This is a genomic window from Bradyrhizobium sp. USDA 4516 (assembly GCF_054055915.1).
In genome coordinates, this window is sequence record NZ_JBSRXT010000001.1 from 3,916,206 (window position 1) to 3,931,790 (window position 15,585).

Here is a 15,585-nt window from a genome sequence, read left to right on the forward strand (position 1 = left end):
TGATGGAACCGATCTTTCGCGTCGACGGCGACCGCGTCGTCACCAGTCCCGACGCCGCGGGTCCGTGGGATCCGCGGATGCAGCATGGCTCCGCACCGGCAGCGCTGGTGGTGTGGGCGGCCGAAGCCCTTCCGACGCCGGTGCCGATGCGGATCGCGCGCGTCACCATCGACCTGATGCGCCCGGTGCCGGTGGCGCCGCTGACGGTCTCGAGCGAGATCCTGCGCGACGGCCGCAAGATCCAGCTCTGTGGCGTCAGGCTGCTTGCCGACGGCGTTCTCGTGGTTTCGGCCACCGTGCTCAAGATCAAGCAACAGACGGCCGAATTGCCGCCTGACATCACAGCGCTTGCCGTCGATCTGCCGGGCCCCGACGAAAGTATGATCGAGCCGGGCAATCTTGCGAACAGTCCGTTCGTGAAATGCATCTCGATGCGGGCCGCGCGCGGCCGCTTCGGCGTGACGGGACCTGGCGCGATATGGTTCCGCGTCGACCGCCCGCTGATTGCGGGCGCCGCCGTCTCGCAGGCGATGCGGGCAGTGGTTGCCTCGGACTTCTCCAACGGCACCTCGCCGGCGCTCGATTTCAGCCGATGGACCTTCATCAACGCTGATCTCTCGGTGAGCCTGGCGCGCGAGCCGGTCGGCGACTGGATCCTGCTCGACGGCCAGTCCTGGATCGGGCCCGACGGCGCCGGGCTTGCAATGTCGCGGCTCGCCGATCAGCGCGGCTATTTCGGCCAGGCGGTCCAGAGCCTGGTCATCGAGCGGCGCTAGGACGCGCTGCGCTTCTTCCATCTCCCCTCGAAAAAGGGGAGGTGGCTTTGCTCGCCAGAGCAAAGCGGGTGGGGATCAGCTGACCCCAATCCCGACCTTCCCCCGTTTCAGGGGCTGGCGAAGACCGATCACGTACTGTGCATGGGGTTGTTTCACCGATTCGCGGTGCGGGAGCCGCGCCAACCGGCTGCCCCTGCGGCAAAAATAACTCGGCTTCCCGGGAACGGTTGGGCGCACGTGCGAGTTTCGCTCACGTTAGGGGGTCCCATGATGCGTATTGATCCCGCCGCCGGCATCGTGGCCATGGCCGTCCGGCGGTTGTGTGATGTGCCGGACGGTGTCGACGCCCGGCCGCCGCGGGGACAGACGCGATGAAGCCTGGTCCGTCCTCGGAACGCGCGGTCATCCTCGCCGCGAGCGAGCGGGACGCCGTCAAGACTGCTCACCTGATCAAGGAAGCCGGCTATTACGCCAACATCTGCGGTGATCTCGCCGAGCTCGAACGCCAGATCGCAAGCGGGGCGGGCCTTGCCATCATTGCCGACGAGGTGATCAGGGCCGCCGATCTCGCCGGCCTGACGCACTGGCTGAACGAGCAGCCGTCATGGTCGGACTTTCCTATCGTGCTGATCAGCGAGAAGGGGGGACCCGAGCGCAATCCCGAAGCAGCGCGGCTCGGCCGGGCGCTCGGCAATGTCACCTTCATCGAGCGGCCGTTTCATCCGACCACGCTGGTAAGCCTGGTCGCCGCGACGGTGCGCGGCCGCCGCCGCCAATACCAGACCCGTCAGATCCTCGAGGATCTGACCGAGAGCGAAGGTCTGCTGCAGACCGCGCTCAATGCCGGTCATCTCGGCGCGCTCGAGCTTCATCTGCCGGATTTCGAGCTCGAGGCGTCGCCGACCTGCAAGACATATTTCGGGCGCAGGCCGGGCGATACCTTCACCTATCAGGATCTCCTGGCCGCGGTGCATCCCGACGACCGCGCGCGCCGGAGCGAGATCGTCGAACAAACGTTGCGCACCGGCTCGGATTATCAGATCGAATACCGCAACATCTGGCCCGACGGCACTGAGCACTGGGTTGACGTGCGCGCCCGCGCGGTGCGGCGGCCCGACGGCGGCATCCGCTCGCTGGTCGGCGTCTGCTCCGACATCAGCGCACGCAAGACCGCGGAGATCGAGCGCGAGGCATTGCTGGCGCAGCTCGCCGCCGAGCGCACCGCACTCGCCGAACTCACCGCGACGCTGGAGCAGCGGGTCGAGCAGCGCACCGCCGACCTGATGAAGGAGGTTGCGGCGCGCGAGCGGGCGCAGGAACAGCTCCGCCATGCCCAGAAGATGGAGGCGATCGGCCAGCTCACCGGCGGCGTCGCGCACGACTTCAACAATCTGCTGATGGCGGTGATGGGCAATCTCGATCTGCTGCGCAAGCGCTTGCCGGAGGACCCACGCCTGCGTCGCCTGGTCGACGGCGCATTGCAGGGCGCCGAGCGCGGCGCGTCGTTGACGCAGCGGCTGCTGGCATTCGCGCGGCAGCAGGATCTGCGCGCGGTGCCGGTCGATCTCGGCGCGCTGGTGCGCGATATGAGCAATCTGCTCGAGCGCTCGCTCGGACCGCGCATCATGTTGCGGCTCGACATTCCCGGGGGGCTGCCGCTCGCCTGCGTCGACAGCAACCAGCTTGAGCTTGCGGTCCTCAACCTTGCGATCAATGCGCGCGACGCGATGCCGGATGGCGGCGTGATCGAGATCCGCCTCGCGACCTGGCAGGCGAAGAATGATCCGGCGCTGCAGCCTGGCGACTATTTGAAGCTCTCGGTGATCGACAGCGGCACCGGCATGTCGCCGGACGTGCTGAAGCGCGCGATCGAGCCGTTCTTCTCGTCGAAGCCGGTGGGCAAGGGCACCGGGCTCGGCCTGTCGATGGTGCATGGGCTCGCCGTGCAGCTCGGCGGCGAGCTGGAGCTGTCGAGCGCGGTCGGCAAGGGCACCACGGCTGCACTGGTGCTGCCGGTTGCAACGGCGGTGCCTGAAGTCGAGAGCCCGGCGCCTGCAGCGCAAACGGTCAAGCGCTCGGCGGTGATCCTGCTGGTTGACGATGATCCGTTGATCGCGATGTCCACCATGGAAATGCTGGAGGACCTTGGTCACCGCGTGATCGGCGTCAATTCCGGACCGCAGGCGCTCGAAATCCTCAGGAGCGACCAGGAGATCGACCTGATGATGACCGATCACGTGATGCCCGGCATGACCGGCATCGAACTCGCCGCCGCTGCGCGCAAGGTGCGGCCGCAGCTTCTGGTGCTGCTCGCCACCGGCTATGCCGAACTGCCCGACGGCACCCAGGTCGACCTGCCGCGGCTGGCCAAGCCCTACCACCAGGATCAGCTGCGCGACCGACTCGATCAGTTGCTCGGGCAGGGCACCGGTCAGCAAGCTGCTGCCGCCAGCGCCGACAGTCTCGCCACGCCTTCCACTCTGTCCCCGTCACCCTGAGGAGCCGCGAAGCGGCGTCTCGAAGGGCGCCGGCCCGGCTGCTGCCGCAAGCGGAGATAGCGCAAGCTGAAACATCGGGGCCGTGCATCCTTCGAGGCTCGCTCCGCTCGCGCCTCAGGGTGACGGTGCGCACAGCTCCATCCGCGTCATTGCGAGCGAAGCGAAGCAATCCATAGCCCGGCAGGTCGGAGAGATGGATTGCTTCGTCGCTTCGCTCCTCGCAATGACGGCGGAGCAAAAGCGTCACAACCTCTCAGGATGACGGGACCAGCAATCGTCGTGCGAGCATCCTACCCCACCATGCGGTCGCGGCCGGTCCAGAAGCGCGCCTTCAGCACCTTTTTGTCGACCTTGCCGACGCCGGTCATCGGCAGTTCCTTGACGAACTGGATCTGCTTCGGCGCGTGCGCCGAGCCCTTCTTCGCCTTCACCAGTCCGATCAGCTCGTCGGCGTCGGGCACAGCGCCCTCGCGCGCGACCACGACGGCGGTGACGGCCTCGCCCCATTTGTCGTCGGGCACGCCGACCACGGCGACCATCGCGACGTCGGCGTGTTGCGACAAGACATCCTCGACTTCGCGCGGGAAGATATTGAAGCCGCCGGAGACGATCATGTCCTTCTTGCGGTCGAGGATGAACATGTAGCCGCGCTCGTCCATGCGCGCGATGTCGCCGGTGTGCAGCCAGCCGCTCTTCAGCGTCTCCGCCGTGATGTCGGGCCGTTTCCAGTATTCGGCCATCACATGCGTGGCGCGCACGCAGATCTCGCCGGCCTCGCCGGTCGCGACCTCCTCGTCGTCCTGATCGAGGATCTTGACCTGGCAGGCGGCGATCGGGAAGCCGCAGGACAGGAACAGGTCCGGCGTTTTCGGGTCATGATCCGCCTTGCGCAGCACCGAGACCGGATAGCATTCGGTCTGGCCGTAAAGCTGGGAGAACACCGGTCCGATCCGCTCGATACCCTCGACCAGCCGGCTCGGCGACATCGCGGACGCGCCGTAGAGCAGGAGCTCGAGCGAGGAGAGATCGGACCTGTCGAGCGCGGGATGATCCAGCATCACATAGATCATGGTCGGCACGAACAGCGTGAAGTTGATCTTCTCGCGCGCGATGGTCGTGAACACGGCCTCCGGATCGAACCCTTTCAGCATGTGCACGGTGCCGCCGCGCATCAGCGTCGGCAGCACTTTGGTGCCCGCGACATGGCTGATGGGGGCCACGGTGAGGTAGCGCGGCGTCTCCGGAATCTCGAAATCGGCGAGGATCGCCGCGGCGAAGCCGCCATATTCGCGGTGATAGCGCAGCGCGCCCTTGGATTTGCCGGTCGTGCCGCCGGTGTAGTTCAAGGTCGAGATGTCGTCGGCGCGGGCGAAATTCTTCGCGCTTGCGCTGCCGGCGTCCCCGGCCACCTGCAACAGGTCGGCGCCGTAATCCGCCGGGCCGAGCGTGAACACGGTCTTCAGGCCCTGCGCCTTCGCCGTGAGCTCGCCGCCGCGATCGCGAAACGTGATGCCGTCGACGATCAGCATCTGCGCTTCGGAATCCTCGATCTGGAACAGCTGGTCGTCGAGCGAGCCCAGCGGATGCAGCCAGGTAATCGCGAGCCGCGACAATTGCGCGGCGACGCCGGCGCACCAGCTGTCGGCGCGGTTGGCGGTGAGCAGCGCGACGCGGGTGCCGGGCGCAAAGCCGAGCCGCATGAACACGCTCTGCATGCGTCCGATCAGGTCGGTCGCGCCCTGATAGCTGAGCGAGCCGCCCGGCCATGCGAAGGCGGTGTGCGATGGATAGCGCGCCAGCGCCCGCAGGGTCTGTTCGCACACCGCCGGAAATGCATAGAGCGGATTGCTCATCTGGTTGTCCCTCCCGCCTTTGTCTTTGGCTTTTGTCGTGCCAATGTTGGCGGCAACGCTAACACAATGATGATGGGAAGGAACAACTTGTCCGCCGATCTTCTCGCGCGTTTTCGCGATCGCCTCCGGCTGCCGCTGATTGCAGCACCGATGTTCCTGGTCTCCGGTGTCGAGCTGGTGGTAGCCGCCTGCCGCAACGGCGTGATCGGTTCGTTTCCGACGGTGAATTGCCGTGAGACGGAACAGCTCGATGCCTGGCTCGACGACATCGCGCGCCGCCTACAGGCGCATGCCGATGCCAGCGGCAAAGCAGCGGCGCCGATCTGCCCGAACCTGATCGTGCATCGCTCCAACACGCGGCTGGCCGAGGATCTCGCCATGCTGCTGCGGCACAAGCCCGAGCTTGTGATCACCTCGGTCGGCTCGCCCGCGCCGGTGCTTGGTCCTCTGCACGATGCCGGCGCGCTGGTGTTCGCCGATGTCGCCTCGATCCGCCATGCCGAGCGCGCGGCAGCAGCCGGCGCCGACGGGCTCGTGCTGCTCACTGCGGGTGCAGGCGGCCAGACCGGCTGGCTCAATCCGTTCGTGTTCGTCCGCGCTGTGCGCGGCTTCTTCGATGGACCGATCGTGCTTGCCGGCGGCATCAGTGACGGCCACGCACTCCGCGCCGCAGAGGCGCTCGGCTGCGACCTCGCCTATATGGGCACCAAGTTCATCGCGACGCGCGAGAGCATGGCGGACGGCAGGTACAAGCAGATGCTGGTCGACTCCACCGCCGACGACGTCATGCTCACGACGGCGTTCACCGGCCTGCAGACCAACATGCTGCGGCCCTCGATCGAGGCCGCCGGTCTCGATCCCGACGACCTGCCGGCACGCGGCGCGATCGACATCGGCAAGGACATCGACATCGGCGCCCGCGAAAGCCGCCCCAAACGCTGGCGCGATATCTGGAGCGGCGGTCATTCCACCTCAGGGGTGACCGGGGTGCTCGGCGTCGACGAACTCGTGGCGCAGACGATCGCGGAGTATGACGCGGCGAGCGCGCGGGTGCGGCTCTAGAGTCGCTGCTTTGACGCGTTCCCTTCGCGCCAACCGGTGCACGATAGCGCGCTGGTTCGCGAAATAGCAGCACTCAAATCCCGCCCATCCGCTTAACGCGACATTAACCATGCCAGTCCCAACAATAGCGTCACGGGTCGCCACGGCTGGTCGCCCGGCAGTTTGTGGGAATGCGACATGGCCTTTGAGGCGCTCTCCAAGACCCCGGCATCGCTCGACGAGCTCCGGACCCGGGTGTTTTACGCCCTGCAGCGGCATCCGCTGTGCCGTCAGGTCGAATTCGACATTGTCAGCACGCCGCGCACCCGCCGCACCAACTGGACGGTCAGCATGCACACGGTCCAGCCCGGCGCGCTCTGGACGGCGCATGAGATCGTCGCCGACATCCAGGAAGCCTATGAGCTTGACGTCGCGGCCTGATTTTCCGGCCGTTTCGGGACAATTTCACCTATTTGGCGCCGTCACGGCACGCTACCGCCGCATTTCGCGCGCAGTTTGCGGTGACACCGGCCGGCAATGGAGTAGTTTTTGACCAGAGCCATCACCCTCGCCGCGCTGACATGCTTCCTCCTCGCAGGCGCCGCGGTAACAGCCATTTTGGGCCGTGACAGCCTGCCGGCGGCGCAGGCCGACATTGGACCGGTCGCCAATCGTGCCAGCAAGCAGGACAAGCTCGCCGTCTCGACGCTTGCCGCGGCCGCGTTTGAGGCGCCCCAGCCGATTGAGCCTCCCGCCAATCCGTCTCCGCTCCTGTTACGGGCCCAAGCCGCGATTCCGGGCGCGACTGACACGGTGCGCCAGGCCTATGCCTCCGTCGAGCCGACCGATGTCGGCCTGCCGAAGATCACCGACCCCGTCGATGCGGCTCAGCCGAAGATCGCCGAACCCGCGCCGGTCGCCCCGGCGCCGCCGAAGCCCAAGGCTGCGGCCAAGCCGGCGCCGCAGAAGAGCTACGCGCTGCTGAGCGACGCCCAGATCGCCGGCATCAAGGACCGGCTGAAGCTGTCGTCGTCGCAGGAATATTACTGGCCGGCGGTCGAGACCGCATTGCGCGCCGTCGCCCGCAAGATCCACGCCAAGCGCCAGGGCGATCCCGCATCCGGCAGCATGCCGATCGATCCGGACTCCGAGGAGGTCCAGCAGCTGAAGTCGGCGGCGATGCCGCTGCTGTTCCAGCTCCGCGAGGATCAGAAGAACGAGGTCCGTTCGCTGGCGCGCCTGATTGGCCTGGAACGTGTCGCTGCGATGATCTGAGCGGCGGGTCCGGCCGAAGCGGATCTGCGCTCCTTGTGCTCTAGCGGGCCTCCGGCGGCCGCAGCTTCTCCACCTTGCCCTGGGTTTCGACGAGCAGCTGCTTCATGAAGTCCTTATTGCGCTTCAGCCAGGGCTCGAGCGTCTGCCTGACGTCGCTTGGCGACTTCTTCTCGATGGCTTGCGCCAGCCGGGTCTGAAACGTCCCCCAATCCTTGAACATCTCCTTCAGCAGCGCATCGTCGGAAATGTTGATCGCCGACTTGGCCGCCATTGGATCGGCTGCGTTCGCTGGTGCACGCCTTCATCCGCTCCGAATGCGAGGAAGCCGCGGTACGCGTCGCGCTGAGCGATGCCGCGCCGCTCTATCGCGATGCCCCCGAGGCGCGCGAGGCGCGGGCATCCGGCGAGCGCATCGTCGAAGCGTTCATGCGCGAGGCGTTGCCGAAAGCGTCCGGCGCGGTGCGCGACGGCGGGCGATCTGATCACGACGACGCTAAGGACGGTGGGCAAGGATTTTTCCGAGAGCCCGCGAACGCCCGCCGAGATCGCGACCTATGCCGACGCCATGGTCGACATGTTCTGCGCGATCTGAGGAGTCTCGGAAAGCGCTGAAGTTCACAGATAGTGCTTGGCGACCAGCAGAAACCCGAGCACGCCGCCGGTCACAGCGAAAACCGTCACGCCATTGCAGAGACTGACGTAAGCGGCCGACCAGTAAGAAACAGTCTGAGCGGCCGTCGCAACTTTTTTCGACTTCTGGGGCAAGCCAATTGGCTCCTGAAAAAGGCGCCGCCATCTGGTCAACACAGATGACGGCGCCCGTCTGAGGGCTTCAGGGCGAAACCCTGCTGCAGCGTAAGGTGCGATCATGAACGGTTCGTATACCGCCCGGCTGTCGCAAGCTCGCATGTCAGCTGAAGCGTCGAGGTTCCCTAAAGCATCATCCGGAAAAGTGCGCAGCGGTCTTCCGAAAAGATCATGCTCAAACAAGAGGCCAAAGCGCGATGACGATTCGACCCAATCTCATCGCGCTTTAGAACGAAGCGTAGGCATTTCGAAATGCGATGGCGCCAGCCAGCGAGCGCGGCCGCGTGCGCACGGCATGCCCGTCGTTGCCGCTCTGCACGATCCACTGGCCGTTCTCCTGACCCACGATCTTGCCGACGTGGTGACGCCAAACCACGATGGTGCCGACCGAGGGGCCGCCGGCATTGGTGCCGTAGCTTGCCCAGGATCGGGCCAGATTGAATTGCGGACCGGGATCGCTGCCGACCTGGGTGCGCATGAACCAGCCGCACCACGCAGCTGGGCGACCGGAATGTGCAGAGTGCCGATGGTGATGATGACGGCCGCGGGCTTCGGCAGTTGAAGCGAACGCCAAAAGAACCGCCACAGCGGCGAGAAGTTTACGCATTACAAAGTCCTTCTTGCTGTTGGCAGACCATCCATGTTGTGGGGGGAAGCGCAGCGATGATCTGCGATTGGCTTGCGAAGCGACCGCATCGGTCAGGCGACGCATAACGAAGGCGGGGCATGGCCCGCGCAGGCGTTTAAGAAACGGGCTATGGCCAAAATATGGCCGGTACGTCCCGTCAGGCGGCCGCGACACTGCCGAAGACGTCAGGCTGGGTCCGCGCAATGGCTGCTAATTTGATCACCGCGGTTGTGCTCTCGGACAGCGACGCGTTGTCGAGCCGGCCAGCCTAGGATCGGCTGCCGATCGTGAGTCAGTGCGGTGTGGTGATTGTAAACAGTCCGTCTTCGCTTTCGCGTTGCTCGAGCTTCGCCGGACACGCTTCGCCCTTGCAGGCTTCGCGGCCGCGCCACGCGAAGCCTGCAAAGGCGAAGCGTGGTGCACCATTCAGAATACAAATGCGCAATCTACCTAATTTAAATACCTGTATAATTCTGCTGCGGACAAGGTCGACACGTTTCCGACCTATCGCTTGGTCTTGTGAAGGACCAATTTGCCCTGTGAAGCGACATCACCCCACCTGGTGGACCAATTGAGTTCCGAGGCGGAGGGTCGCTCAGTGCCTTTCTGATCCCAAGCTCCCTGTAGCGCAAATAGAGCCCCTTGGGGATCGGCACATCGCAAGATCCAGCAACCATCGGGCAACTCGATTGGACCTTGGAGGACCCGGCCCCCGCCAGCATCAACGCGCTTGGCAGCCGCACCGATGTCGTCGACATTGAAGTAATAGAGCCAGCAGGGTTGCGATACGCTCGGAAGTTTGGTGAGCATTCCGCCGATCGTCTGGCCGGCCGCCGAAAACAATTCGTACAGGTCGGCCGGCCCGGTTTCAGCGTGAGCCTTCTGCCAGCCAAGAAGCTCGCCGTAAAACGGGAAGATCTTGTTCCGGTCTTCAGCCAGCAACTCGTGCCAGCCGACGCGTCCAGGCTCGTCCAATCCGCTGGACTGCCGTTGGCCATATGTCAGCCCGGAAACCAGTGCAAACGTCGCTCCTTGCGGATCGGCGACCACCGAAATTCGGCCAATATTGCTGGCGGTCGGCGTTACCAGAATGGCGCCCCCACGACGGCGGACCTGCACGGCTTTCGCATCCACGTCGTCGACGGCGATGTAGCCGACCCATCTCGGCCTCGCTCCCAATCGCAGCCCTTCTTCCGGGAGATGCATGAGTCCAACTGCCGGGGCGTCGCCTGCAGTAAGCAGCGTATAGGCGAATTCCGGAGTCGACGCATCCTCCACCGCCCAGCCGATGACCTTGCCATAAAAATCAGCTGCTGCCGACATGTCCGTCGTCAGCAACTCATACCAAGCGAAGCGTCCGAGTTGATCGACCAAGCTAATTTCCCCTTCAAGCGGACCGACGATTGCGCACTGCATCAAATTGCACCCGTTGCAATCCGCTCCACGGGCGCGGATTGTCGATTTAATCGACCAAATTGCGCGATATCGTTCATGAAGATGAATGCAATCAGAACGAGCTCTATTACATTTTGTGTATATCGTAATTCTTGTCTGCCTCGTTCGCTCGGCGTAAGATGGTGCTTCGGAAGTCCTTTCTTCCAAACTGGGAGGATGCGGCCATGCAGCGGGCGAAGCAAGCTTCGAGAAAGAAGCGAACGACCAACGCCGCGGTACCGGCGCTGGGATTAGCCGGTCTGACTTTTTCGCTCGCGGGCAGTGCATATGCCTCCGCCGTGCCCTCCGGCGACGTTCAACACAAGCCGAACTTCGCGCCGGGCCATATGACGACGCTCAGTGAGGAAGAACTCGCCGACGTCAGTCTCGCCACCTTCCACCTCAATCTCATCGACGATGAAAGCGTCGGAGGCCGCGTGCTGCTCGCGCGGGGATGCGGTGGTTGCCGTGGCTGCGGAGGCGCCAGAGGTTGCGGAGGCTGCAGGGGTTGCGGAGGATGCAGGGCCTGCAGAGGCTGCCGCTGCGGTGTCGGTTGCGGTGGATGTGGCGGCTGCGGCGTTGGTTGGATCGGCGTAGGCGTGCCATTGGTCACATGCGCAGGCTGCTGTGCATCCTGGGGCCGCTGCCGCTGGTGCTAGCGCTGGGCGTCGACACGTCGCGATTTTATTGGCCGGGCGCCCGAACGACCCGGCCAAATTTTTGCTTCGTTGTGCATTCGCCGCGCCTGGCTGATCAGCTTGCCGACGGTGGGCGAGTGTGATCCAAATTGCTCGCAGAACGCCGGTGGCCGAACGCGGCGCACAAGTCGCGCAATGCCAATGGTCGGCCGCGCGCCGGCGTTCGGAAGTGACAGCAACAGGATCAGCGTGCCGCCCCGATGACAGTCAATGGCAAGAGCCGCACCGCGAGGCAGAGCCGCAAGGGCATTTTGCGATTCGCGCCGAACTTTACCGCTTATGTGATTCCTCCCGATGTGGTCTGCCTCTACTCCGAGAACCGCAAATTCTTCCTGCATGGTGATCTCTATTGTGCGGTGGCCGCGGCGATCGGCAAAAATGGTAAGGCTGCACCAGAGATCGTTCGGCAGCTCTCAAAGAATTTTCCCGCCGACAAGATCGAGGAAGCGATCAGGCGGCTGCTAGAGCGCCGATATGTCGTAAGCGGCGCGCCGCACGCGTTCGCAGGCGCCGTCGATGGATATTGGGCGAGTCTCGGCCTCCCCCCCGAGGTCGCAGAACAGAATCTCCGCGATTGCCCCGTGCGGGTCGAAGCCATCGATGTGAAAGGCGCCAACGAACTTGCCGCGGCCTTGAGCAAGCTCGGTGTTCGGATCACCAAGCGGTCGCCCAAGCTCACGATCACACTGGCGAACGACTATCTTGACCGGCGGCTCGTCGAATTGAACGGAAAGCGCTTTGGCGATGGGACGCCCTGGCTGCTGGCGCAGCCGTCCGGCGTGTTTCCGCTGGTGGGACCCGTGTTCAAGCCGGGCGAGAGCGCCTGCTGGACTTGCTTGTTCGATCGCATGATACGCAATCGGGAGATCAAGGGATTTCTCGATCGCAGAGCGGCGCAGGTGGTCGCCGTATCGCCCCTGGTCGGCGACGCCGTCGGACAGATCGGCATCCACTTCGCTGCTGTTGAAATCGCAAAAGCGATTGCCTCGGGATTTCGTACCGATCTGCGCGATCACATCGCAAGCTTCGACCTGACCGGTGCCGTCATTGCCAAGCATTACGTCGCGCGACGCCCGCAGTGTCCTACCTGCGGCAGCAGGAAGCTGCAGAGTCCGCGCCGGGCGGCAGCGCCGATCGAGATCGCGGAGGGCGGAAAGCTCGTCATGACCAGCGGCGGTTACCGCGCCGTGACGTCGCGAGCCACCGTAGCACGGTTCCGCAAGCACGTCAGTCCGCTGACCGGCGTCGTCTCGCGGCTCGAGCGGATCGAGGCCGATCTGCCGATGAACACGAATTTTTTCGCCTACCACAATTTCTCGGCGCCGGCCTGGAACGTCGACCAGCTCAGATCCGGATTGAGCGGCGGCAGCTTCGGCAAGGGCTCCACAGCCGAGCAGGGCGAGGCAAGCGCGTTGATGGAGGCGATCGAGCGCTATTCGGGTATTTTCCAGGGGGACGAGATCAGGACGAAGCGCCGCTTTGTCGATTTCGCTCCCGGCGACGCTCTTCTTCCCAACGAAGTACAGCTTTTCAGCGACGCGCAGTTTCAAAACAGACACACCTCGCAGCCGGACGATTCACATCTGGTGCCTGAGCCGCTCGATCCCTCGACCAAGACGGAGTGGTCGCCGGTCTGGTCGTTACGCGACAAGCGTTTCAAACATCTTCCAACGGGCCTCTTGTACTTCTTCTATGGCGGCTTCCACACCGATTCCAACGGATGCGCGGCCGGCAACACCCGGGAGGAAGCCATCGTTCAAGGCTTCCTCGAACTGGTCGAACGCGACGCCTACGCGATCTGGTGGTACAATCGGCTGCAACGTGCAGAAGTCGACCTCGCGCAATTCGAAGATCCCTATGTGCGGGATCTGCAAGCCCAGCTTGCCGATGCGGGGCGCAGGCTTTGGGTGCTCGACATCACCAGCGATCTCGGCATTCCCTCTTACGTGGCGATCATCCATTGGATGCAGAACGGACACGAAAATATCGAATTCGGTTCCGGCTCGCATTTCGATCGCCGCATAGCCCTGCTGCGTTCCCTCACCGAACTGACCCAGTTCATGTCGATTGGCATGATGGGCGGCGGAAGTGGCGAGAAGCCGACGCTGGACGGTGTCACGCCGCTGCGACTGGACGATTATCCGTTCCTGATCCCCAGCGACAATCCGATCGTGCCGTCGGCGCCGAGCCTCAAGGTTCACGACAACGCGCGCGACCAGGTCAATGCCTGCATCGAGATTGCCACCGGCGCGGGATTTGATTTCCTCGTGCTCGACCAGACGCGGCCCGATGTCCAGGTGCCCGTCGTCAGAGTGCTCGTTCCGGGGTTGCGACATTTCTATCGCCGCTTCGCACCCGGCCGACTTTACGATGTTCCGATGAAGCTCGGATTGCTGAATCGTCCGCGACTGGAAAGCGAGCTCACGCCATTCCTTCCACACACCTGAAGGCTGGCTCGTTGCGCAACTTCCGGAAAACGAAGCTCAGGAAGATCGCACCCGTCATCGTCGCCCGATTGAACGGTCGTTGCTCCCTTCACATGCAGGCGGACGGAAGCATCGCTGCAGGTTTGGGCGGCTACTCGATCAATCTGGGACAATTCAGCGCGGCAGCGGTCGACCGTGCGGGACATCTCACCAGCGGCCTGCCGCTCGCCTCCTTTGCGGGCAAAGGCGTCCTCGCGAGGCAGGTTCATGCCCTCGTGCGGCGACTGGCAGGGCATGGACTTCTCGAATACCGCTTATGCTCTCCGCGTGACGAGCAAGACCTCGTGGTCATCGAGCCGCAGGTCGCCGAATACTGGCCACAACGCGCAAAGCTGGGGAGCGGTGATACCATTGTGTTGTCGCGCTTCGCCTATCTGCGCCGGCGCGACAGCGAGATGGTGCTGGAATCACCGCGCGCCGGCGCGCTGTTTCGGATTTTCGATCCCGCCATCGCTGCCACCCTCGCTGCCCTGTCGCGGCCTCAGAAGATCAGCGAGCTTCGCCGCCATGCGGCCTCCGCGAACCTCGATCTGCTCGGATTGCTGCTCGACAGCAAGATGCTGATTAGGCTCAATGCGAAAGACGGCGACGGCCTTCGGGTGAATGAAGGCGACGGCAATCTCGTTCTCTGGGACTTCCACGATCTCGTGTTTCATACGAGGAGCACGGAGGGCCGGCACACCAATCCAGTTGGCGGCGCGTTCACCCATGCGGGCGTCGTTCCACCGCTACCCGCGGTGCGCCCGCCTTGGCCCGGCAAGAAGATCGACCTCGGCAAATTCTCCACGTCGGGGTCGGTCTCGCACTTCGCGAAGCTGTTGCGCGAACGCCATTCAATACGAGATTTCGACGACCAGCATCCGGTCACGCTCGCCGAGCTCGCGCAGTTTCTCGACACGACAGCCCGCGTGCTGTCGGAATGGAAGATCGGCGCAGATTTTGACGGCGGTCCCGAGGTCACCTACAGCGCAAGACCCTATCCGTCGGCAGGCGGCGCGTATGAGCTGGAACTATACTTGGCGGTCTTGAACTGCGGGGAGCTTGCACGTGGACTTTACCACTATGACGCGGGCAGCCACGCGCTTGTCGCGATCGACACCTCCGCCCAACAACTCCAAGCGCTTTCTACGGCGGCCGAGTTTGCCATGGACGCATCCGGTCCACCGCAGGTCTTGATCACGATCGCCGCGCGCTTTGGGCGGATCTCCTGGAAATACAGCTCAATCGCATATTCGTTGATCCTGAAGGACGTCGGCAACCTGATCCAGACGTTCTATCTGACGGCGACCGACATGGGCCTTGGTGGCTGCGCAATCGGCACCTGCAACATCGATCTGTTTGCAAAAATGACGGGGCTTGAATTCCACGTGGAGGGCCCGGTCGGTCAATTCGCGCTCGGGCGCGGCAGGAAACCGGCCCCCTCTAGCTAAAGGGGAGGTCTTTGTTTACGGCCTGGATCGCACGCGAATAGTGCCCAGGGCGGGACGAACCATCCGGCTTCGCCCTTCGGGCTACGCCGGGACGAGACTTCGTGCGGATGGCTTGTCGGCTACGGCTGCGCCGAATGGTGCCCCTGGCCGGCAATCGCCTAATGGCATAACGAATTGAATTTGCAATAGTTTTAACCGCCGATTGCTGCGGATACCAACAGCAATACCAACAAGGTGACAGCTTTCAGTCTTCGAAGTGCCTATCTGCCGAGGGTCTGTGTGCCGGTTCTTTGGCGGCCGGCAAGGTCGCTCGGCGCACGAAAGTCTTTCATTCTGTCCAGGAGACGCGTCAGTCCGCGACCTTATCGAAGTCACACACCATGAGTGCGGTTTCGGCCAGGCTGATAATGTCCACCCGCAGATCCGTGGTCGTCCCCTGACCGATAATGCCTTGCAGCGTCAGTTCTCTGCTGAGCGCTTCGATCATCCGTTTCATACGTCGCCGGTACTTGATGCTCGAGCTTTCGTCATCGTGACTGAACATGTCGCAGGCTGCAATTTGGTCTTTGCCGATGAATCGTCGGGTCAAAGAGGCATGCCAAACATGGGTATCGAGCCCCGAAAAGGTGCCGTCGGACCAGGTTGGGAGTGATTTTAGG

The 15,585-nt window shown here is 63.7% G+C and carries 14 protein-coding genes and 1 pseudogene; 8 read left to right on the forward strand and 7 right to left on the reverse strand.

The genetic code is table 11. From position 1 onward, the window contains the following. Nucleotides 1-2 precede the first annotated feature (2 nt). Nucleotides 3-776: a thioesterase family protein gene (locus tag ACVI1L_RS18105; protein WP_456783402.1), complete on the forward strand. Its 774-nt coding sequence runs from the start codon at nucleotides 3-5 to the stop codon at nucleotides 774-776. A 371-nt stretch (nucleotides 777-1,147) separates the two neighbouring features. Further along, nucleotides 1,148-3,274 carry an ATP-binding protein gene (locus ACVI1L_RS18110; protein ID WP_316395919.1) on the forward strand — a complete coding sequence of 709 codons (2,127 nt, stop codon included), beginning with the start codon at nucleotides 1,148-1,150 and terminating at the stop codon, nucleotides 3,272-3,274. A 290-nt stretch (nucleotides 3,275-3,564) separates the two neighbouring features. Here the strand turns inward: ACVI1L_RS18110 and ACVI1L_RS18115 are convergent, their stop codons facing one another. After that, nucleotides 3,565-5,127 (reverse strand): AMP-binding protein, encoded by a 1,563-nt coding sequence (locus tag ACVI1L_RS18115; protein ID WP_456783403.1) that lies wholly within the window; start codon nucleotides 5,125-5,127, stop codon nucleotides 3,565-3,567. A gap of 66 nt (nucleotides 5,128-5,193) precedes the next feature. Between ACVI1L_RS18115 and ACVI1L_RS18120 the strand changes: the two genes are divergently transcribed. The 3 genes from ACVI1L_RS18120 (at nucleotide 5,194) to ACVI1L_RS18130 (ending at nucleotide 7,443) form a co-directional block, all read left to right on the forward strand. Further along, entirely contained in the window at nucleotides 5,194-6,189 is a 996-nt protein-coding gene (locus tag ACVI1L_RS18120) for an NAD(P)H-dependent flavin oxidoreductase (protein ID WP_456783404.1), read from the forward strand. Nucleotides 6,190-6,366: 177 nt separating this feature from the next. Next, entirely contained in the window at nucleotides 6,367-6,609 is a 243-nt protein-coding gene (locus ACVI1L_RS18125; RefSeq protein WP_076825188.1) for a hypothetical protein, read from the forward strand. A gap of 108 nt (nucleotides 6,610-6,717) precedes the next feature. Further along, nucleotides 6,718-7,443 carry a hypothetical protein gene (locus ACVI1L_RS18130; RefSeq protein WP_057016392.1) on the forward strand — a complete coding sequence of 242 codons (726 nt, stop codon included), beginning with the start codon at nucleotides 6,718-6,720 and terminating at the stop codon, nucleotides 7,441-7,443. Between the two features lie 40 nt (nucleotides 7,444-7,483). Here ACVI1L_RS18130 and ACVI1L_RS18135 read toward each other — a convergent pair whose 3' ends face one another. After that, nucleotides 7,484-7,714 carry a hypothetical protein gene (locus ACVI1L_RS18135; protein WP_456783405.1) on the reverse strand — a complete coding sequence of 77 codons (231 nt, stop codon included), beginning with the start codon at nucleotides 7,712-7,714 and terminating at the stop codon, nucleotides 7,484-7,486. On the opposite strand from ACVI1L_RS18135, the pseudogene ACVI1L_RS18140 reads away from it, so the two are divergent. Beyond that, nucleotides 7,708-8,055, forward strand: a pseudogene (locus tag ACVI1L_RS18140) (TetR/AcrR family transcriptional regulator); the annotation flags it as partial. The gene ACVI1L_RS18135 and the pseudogene ACVI1L_RS18140 sit on opposite strands and share 7 nt — an antisense overlap. Before the next feature lie 3 nt (nucleotides 8,056-8,058). Here ACVI1L_RS18140 and ACVI1L_RS18145 read toward each other — a convergent pair. The 4 genes from ACVI1L_RS18145 to ACVI1L_RS18160 all read right to left on the reverse strand — a co-directional run bounded on the left by ACVI1L_RS18145 (nucleotide 8,059) and on the right by ACVI1L_RS18160 (nucleotide 11,348). Continuing rightward, complete coding sequence (locus tag ACVI1L_RS18145) at nucleotides 8,059-8,313, reverse strand: hypothetical protein (RefSeq protein WP_141340215.1); 255 nt, start codon at nucleotides 8,311-8,313, stop codon at nucleotides 8,059-8,061. 163 nt (nucleotides 8,314-8,476) lie between these two features. Further along, a complete protein-coding gene (locus tag ACVI1L_RS18150) occupies nucleotides 8,477-8,728 on the reverse strand; it encodes a C40 family peptidase (RefSeq protein WP_057016389.1) in 252 nt (83 codons plus the stop codon). Nucleotides 8,729-9,382: 654 nt separating this feature from the next. Beyond that, nucleotides 9,383-10,252: a VOC family protein gene (locus ACVI1L_RS18155; RefSeq protein WP_456783406.1), complete on the reverse strand. Its 870-nt coding sequence runs from the start codon at nucleotides 10,250-10,252 to the stop codon at nucleotides 9,383-9,385. Between the two features lie 715 nt (nucleotides 10,253-10,967). Continuing rightward, nucleotides 10,968-11,348 carry a hypothetical protein gene (locus tag ACVI1L_RS18160; RefSeq protein WP_456785685.1) on the reverse strand — a complete coding sequence of 127 codons (381 nt, stop codon included), beginning with the start codon at nucleotides 11,346-11,348 and terminating at the stop codon, nucleotides 10,968-10,970. On the opposite strand from ACVI1L_RS18160, the gene ACVI1L_RS18165 reads away from it, so the two are divergent. After that, nucleotides 11,262-13,457: a TOMM precursor leader peptide-binding protein gene (locus tag ACVI1L_RS18165; protein WP_229190277.1), complete on the forward strand. Its 2,196-nt coding sequence runs from the start codon at nucleotides 11,262-11,264 to the stop codon at nucleotides 13,455-13,457. The two genes, ACVI1L_RS18160 and ACVI1L_RS18165, sit on opposite strands and share 87 nt — an antisense overlap. A 92-nt stretch (nucleotides 13,458-13,549) precedes the next feature. Then, nucleotides 13,550-14,926, forward strand: a complete 1,377-nt coding sequence (locus ACVI1L_RS18170; RefSeq protein WP_076825178.1) for a SagB/ThcOx family dehydrogenase — start codon at nucleotides 13,550-13,552, stop codon at nucleotides 14,924-14,926. A gap of 349 nt (nucleotides 14,927-15,275) precedes the next feature. Here ACVI1L_RS18170 and ACVI1L_RS18175 read toward each other — a convergent pair whose 3' ends face one another. Then, entirely contained in the window at nucleotides 15,276-15,515 is a 240-nt protein-coding gene (locus ACVI1L_RS18175) for a hypothetical protein (RefSeq protein ID WP_141340218.1), read from the reverse strand. Nucleotides 15,516-15,585 lie beyond the last annotated feature (70 nt).

Bases quoted from the DNA above. Each gene is read 5' to 3' on its own strand.
- ACVI1L_RS18105 (WP_456783402.1), top strand. From the start codon at position 3: ATGGAACCGATCTTTCGCGTCGACGGCGACCGCGTCGTCACCAGTCCC.
- ACVI1L_RS18110 (WP_316395919.1), top strand. From the start codon at position 1,148: ATGAAGCCTGGTCCGTCCTCGGAACGCGCGGTCATCCTCGCCGCGAGC.
- ACVI1L_RS18115 (WP_456783403.1), bottom strand. From the start codon at position 5,127: ATGAGCAATCCGCTCTATGCATTTCCGGCGGTGTGCGAACAGACCCTG.
- ACVI1L_RS18120 (WP_456783404.1), top strand. From the start codon at position 5,194: ATGATGATGGGAAGGAACAACTTGTCCGCCGATCTTCTCGCGCGTTTT.
- ACVI1L_RS18125 (WP_076825188.1), top strand. From the start codon at position 6,367: ATGGCCTTTGAGGCGCTCTCCAAGACCCCGGCATCGCTCGACGAGCTC.
- ACVI1L_RS18135 (WP_456783405.1), bottom strand. From the start codon at position 7,714: ATGGCGGCCAAGTCGGCGATCAACATTTCCGACGATGCGCTGCTGAAG.
- ACVI1L_RS18145 (WP_141340215.1), bottom strand. From the start codon at position 8,313: ATGATCGCACCTTACGCTGCAGCAGGGTTTCGCCCTGAAGCCCTCAGA.
- ACVI1L_RS18150 (WP_057016389.1), bottom strand. From the start codon at position 8,728: ATGCGCACCCAGGTCGGCAGCGATCCCGGTCCGCAATTCAATCTGGCC.
- ACVI1L_RS18160 (WP_456785685.1), bottom strand. From the start codon at position 11,348: ATGCAGGAAGAATTTGCGGTTCTCGGAGTAGAGGCAGACCACATCGGG.
- ACVI1L_RS18170 (WP_076825178.1), top strand. From the start codon at position 13,550: ATGCAGGCGGACGGAAGCATCGCTGCAGGTTTGGGCGGCTACTCGATC.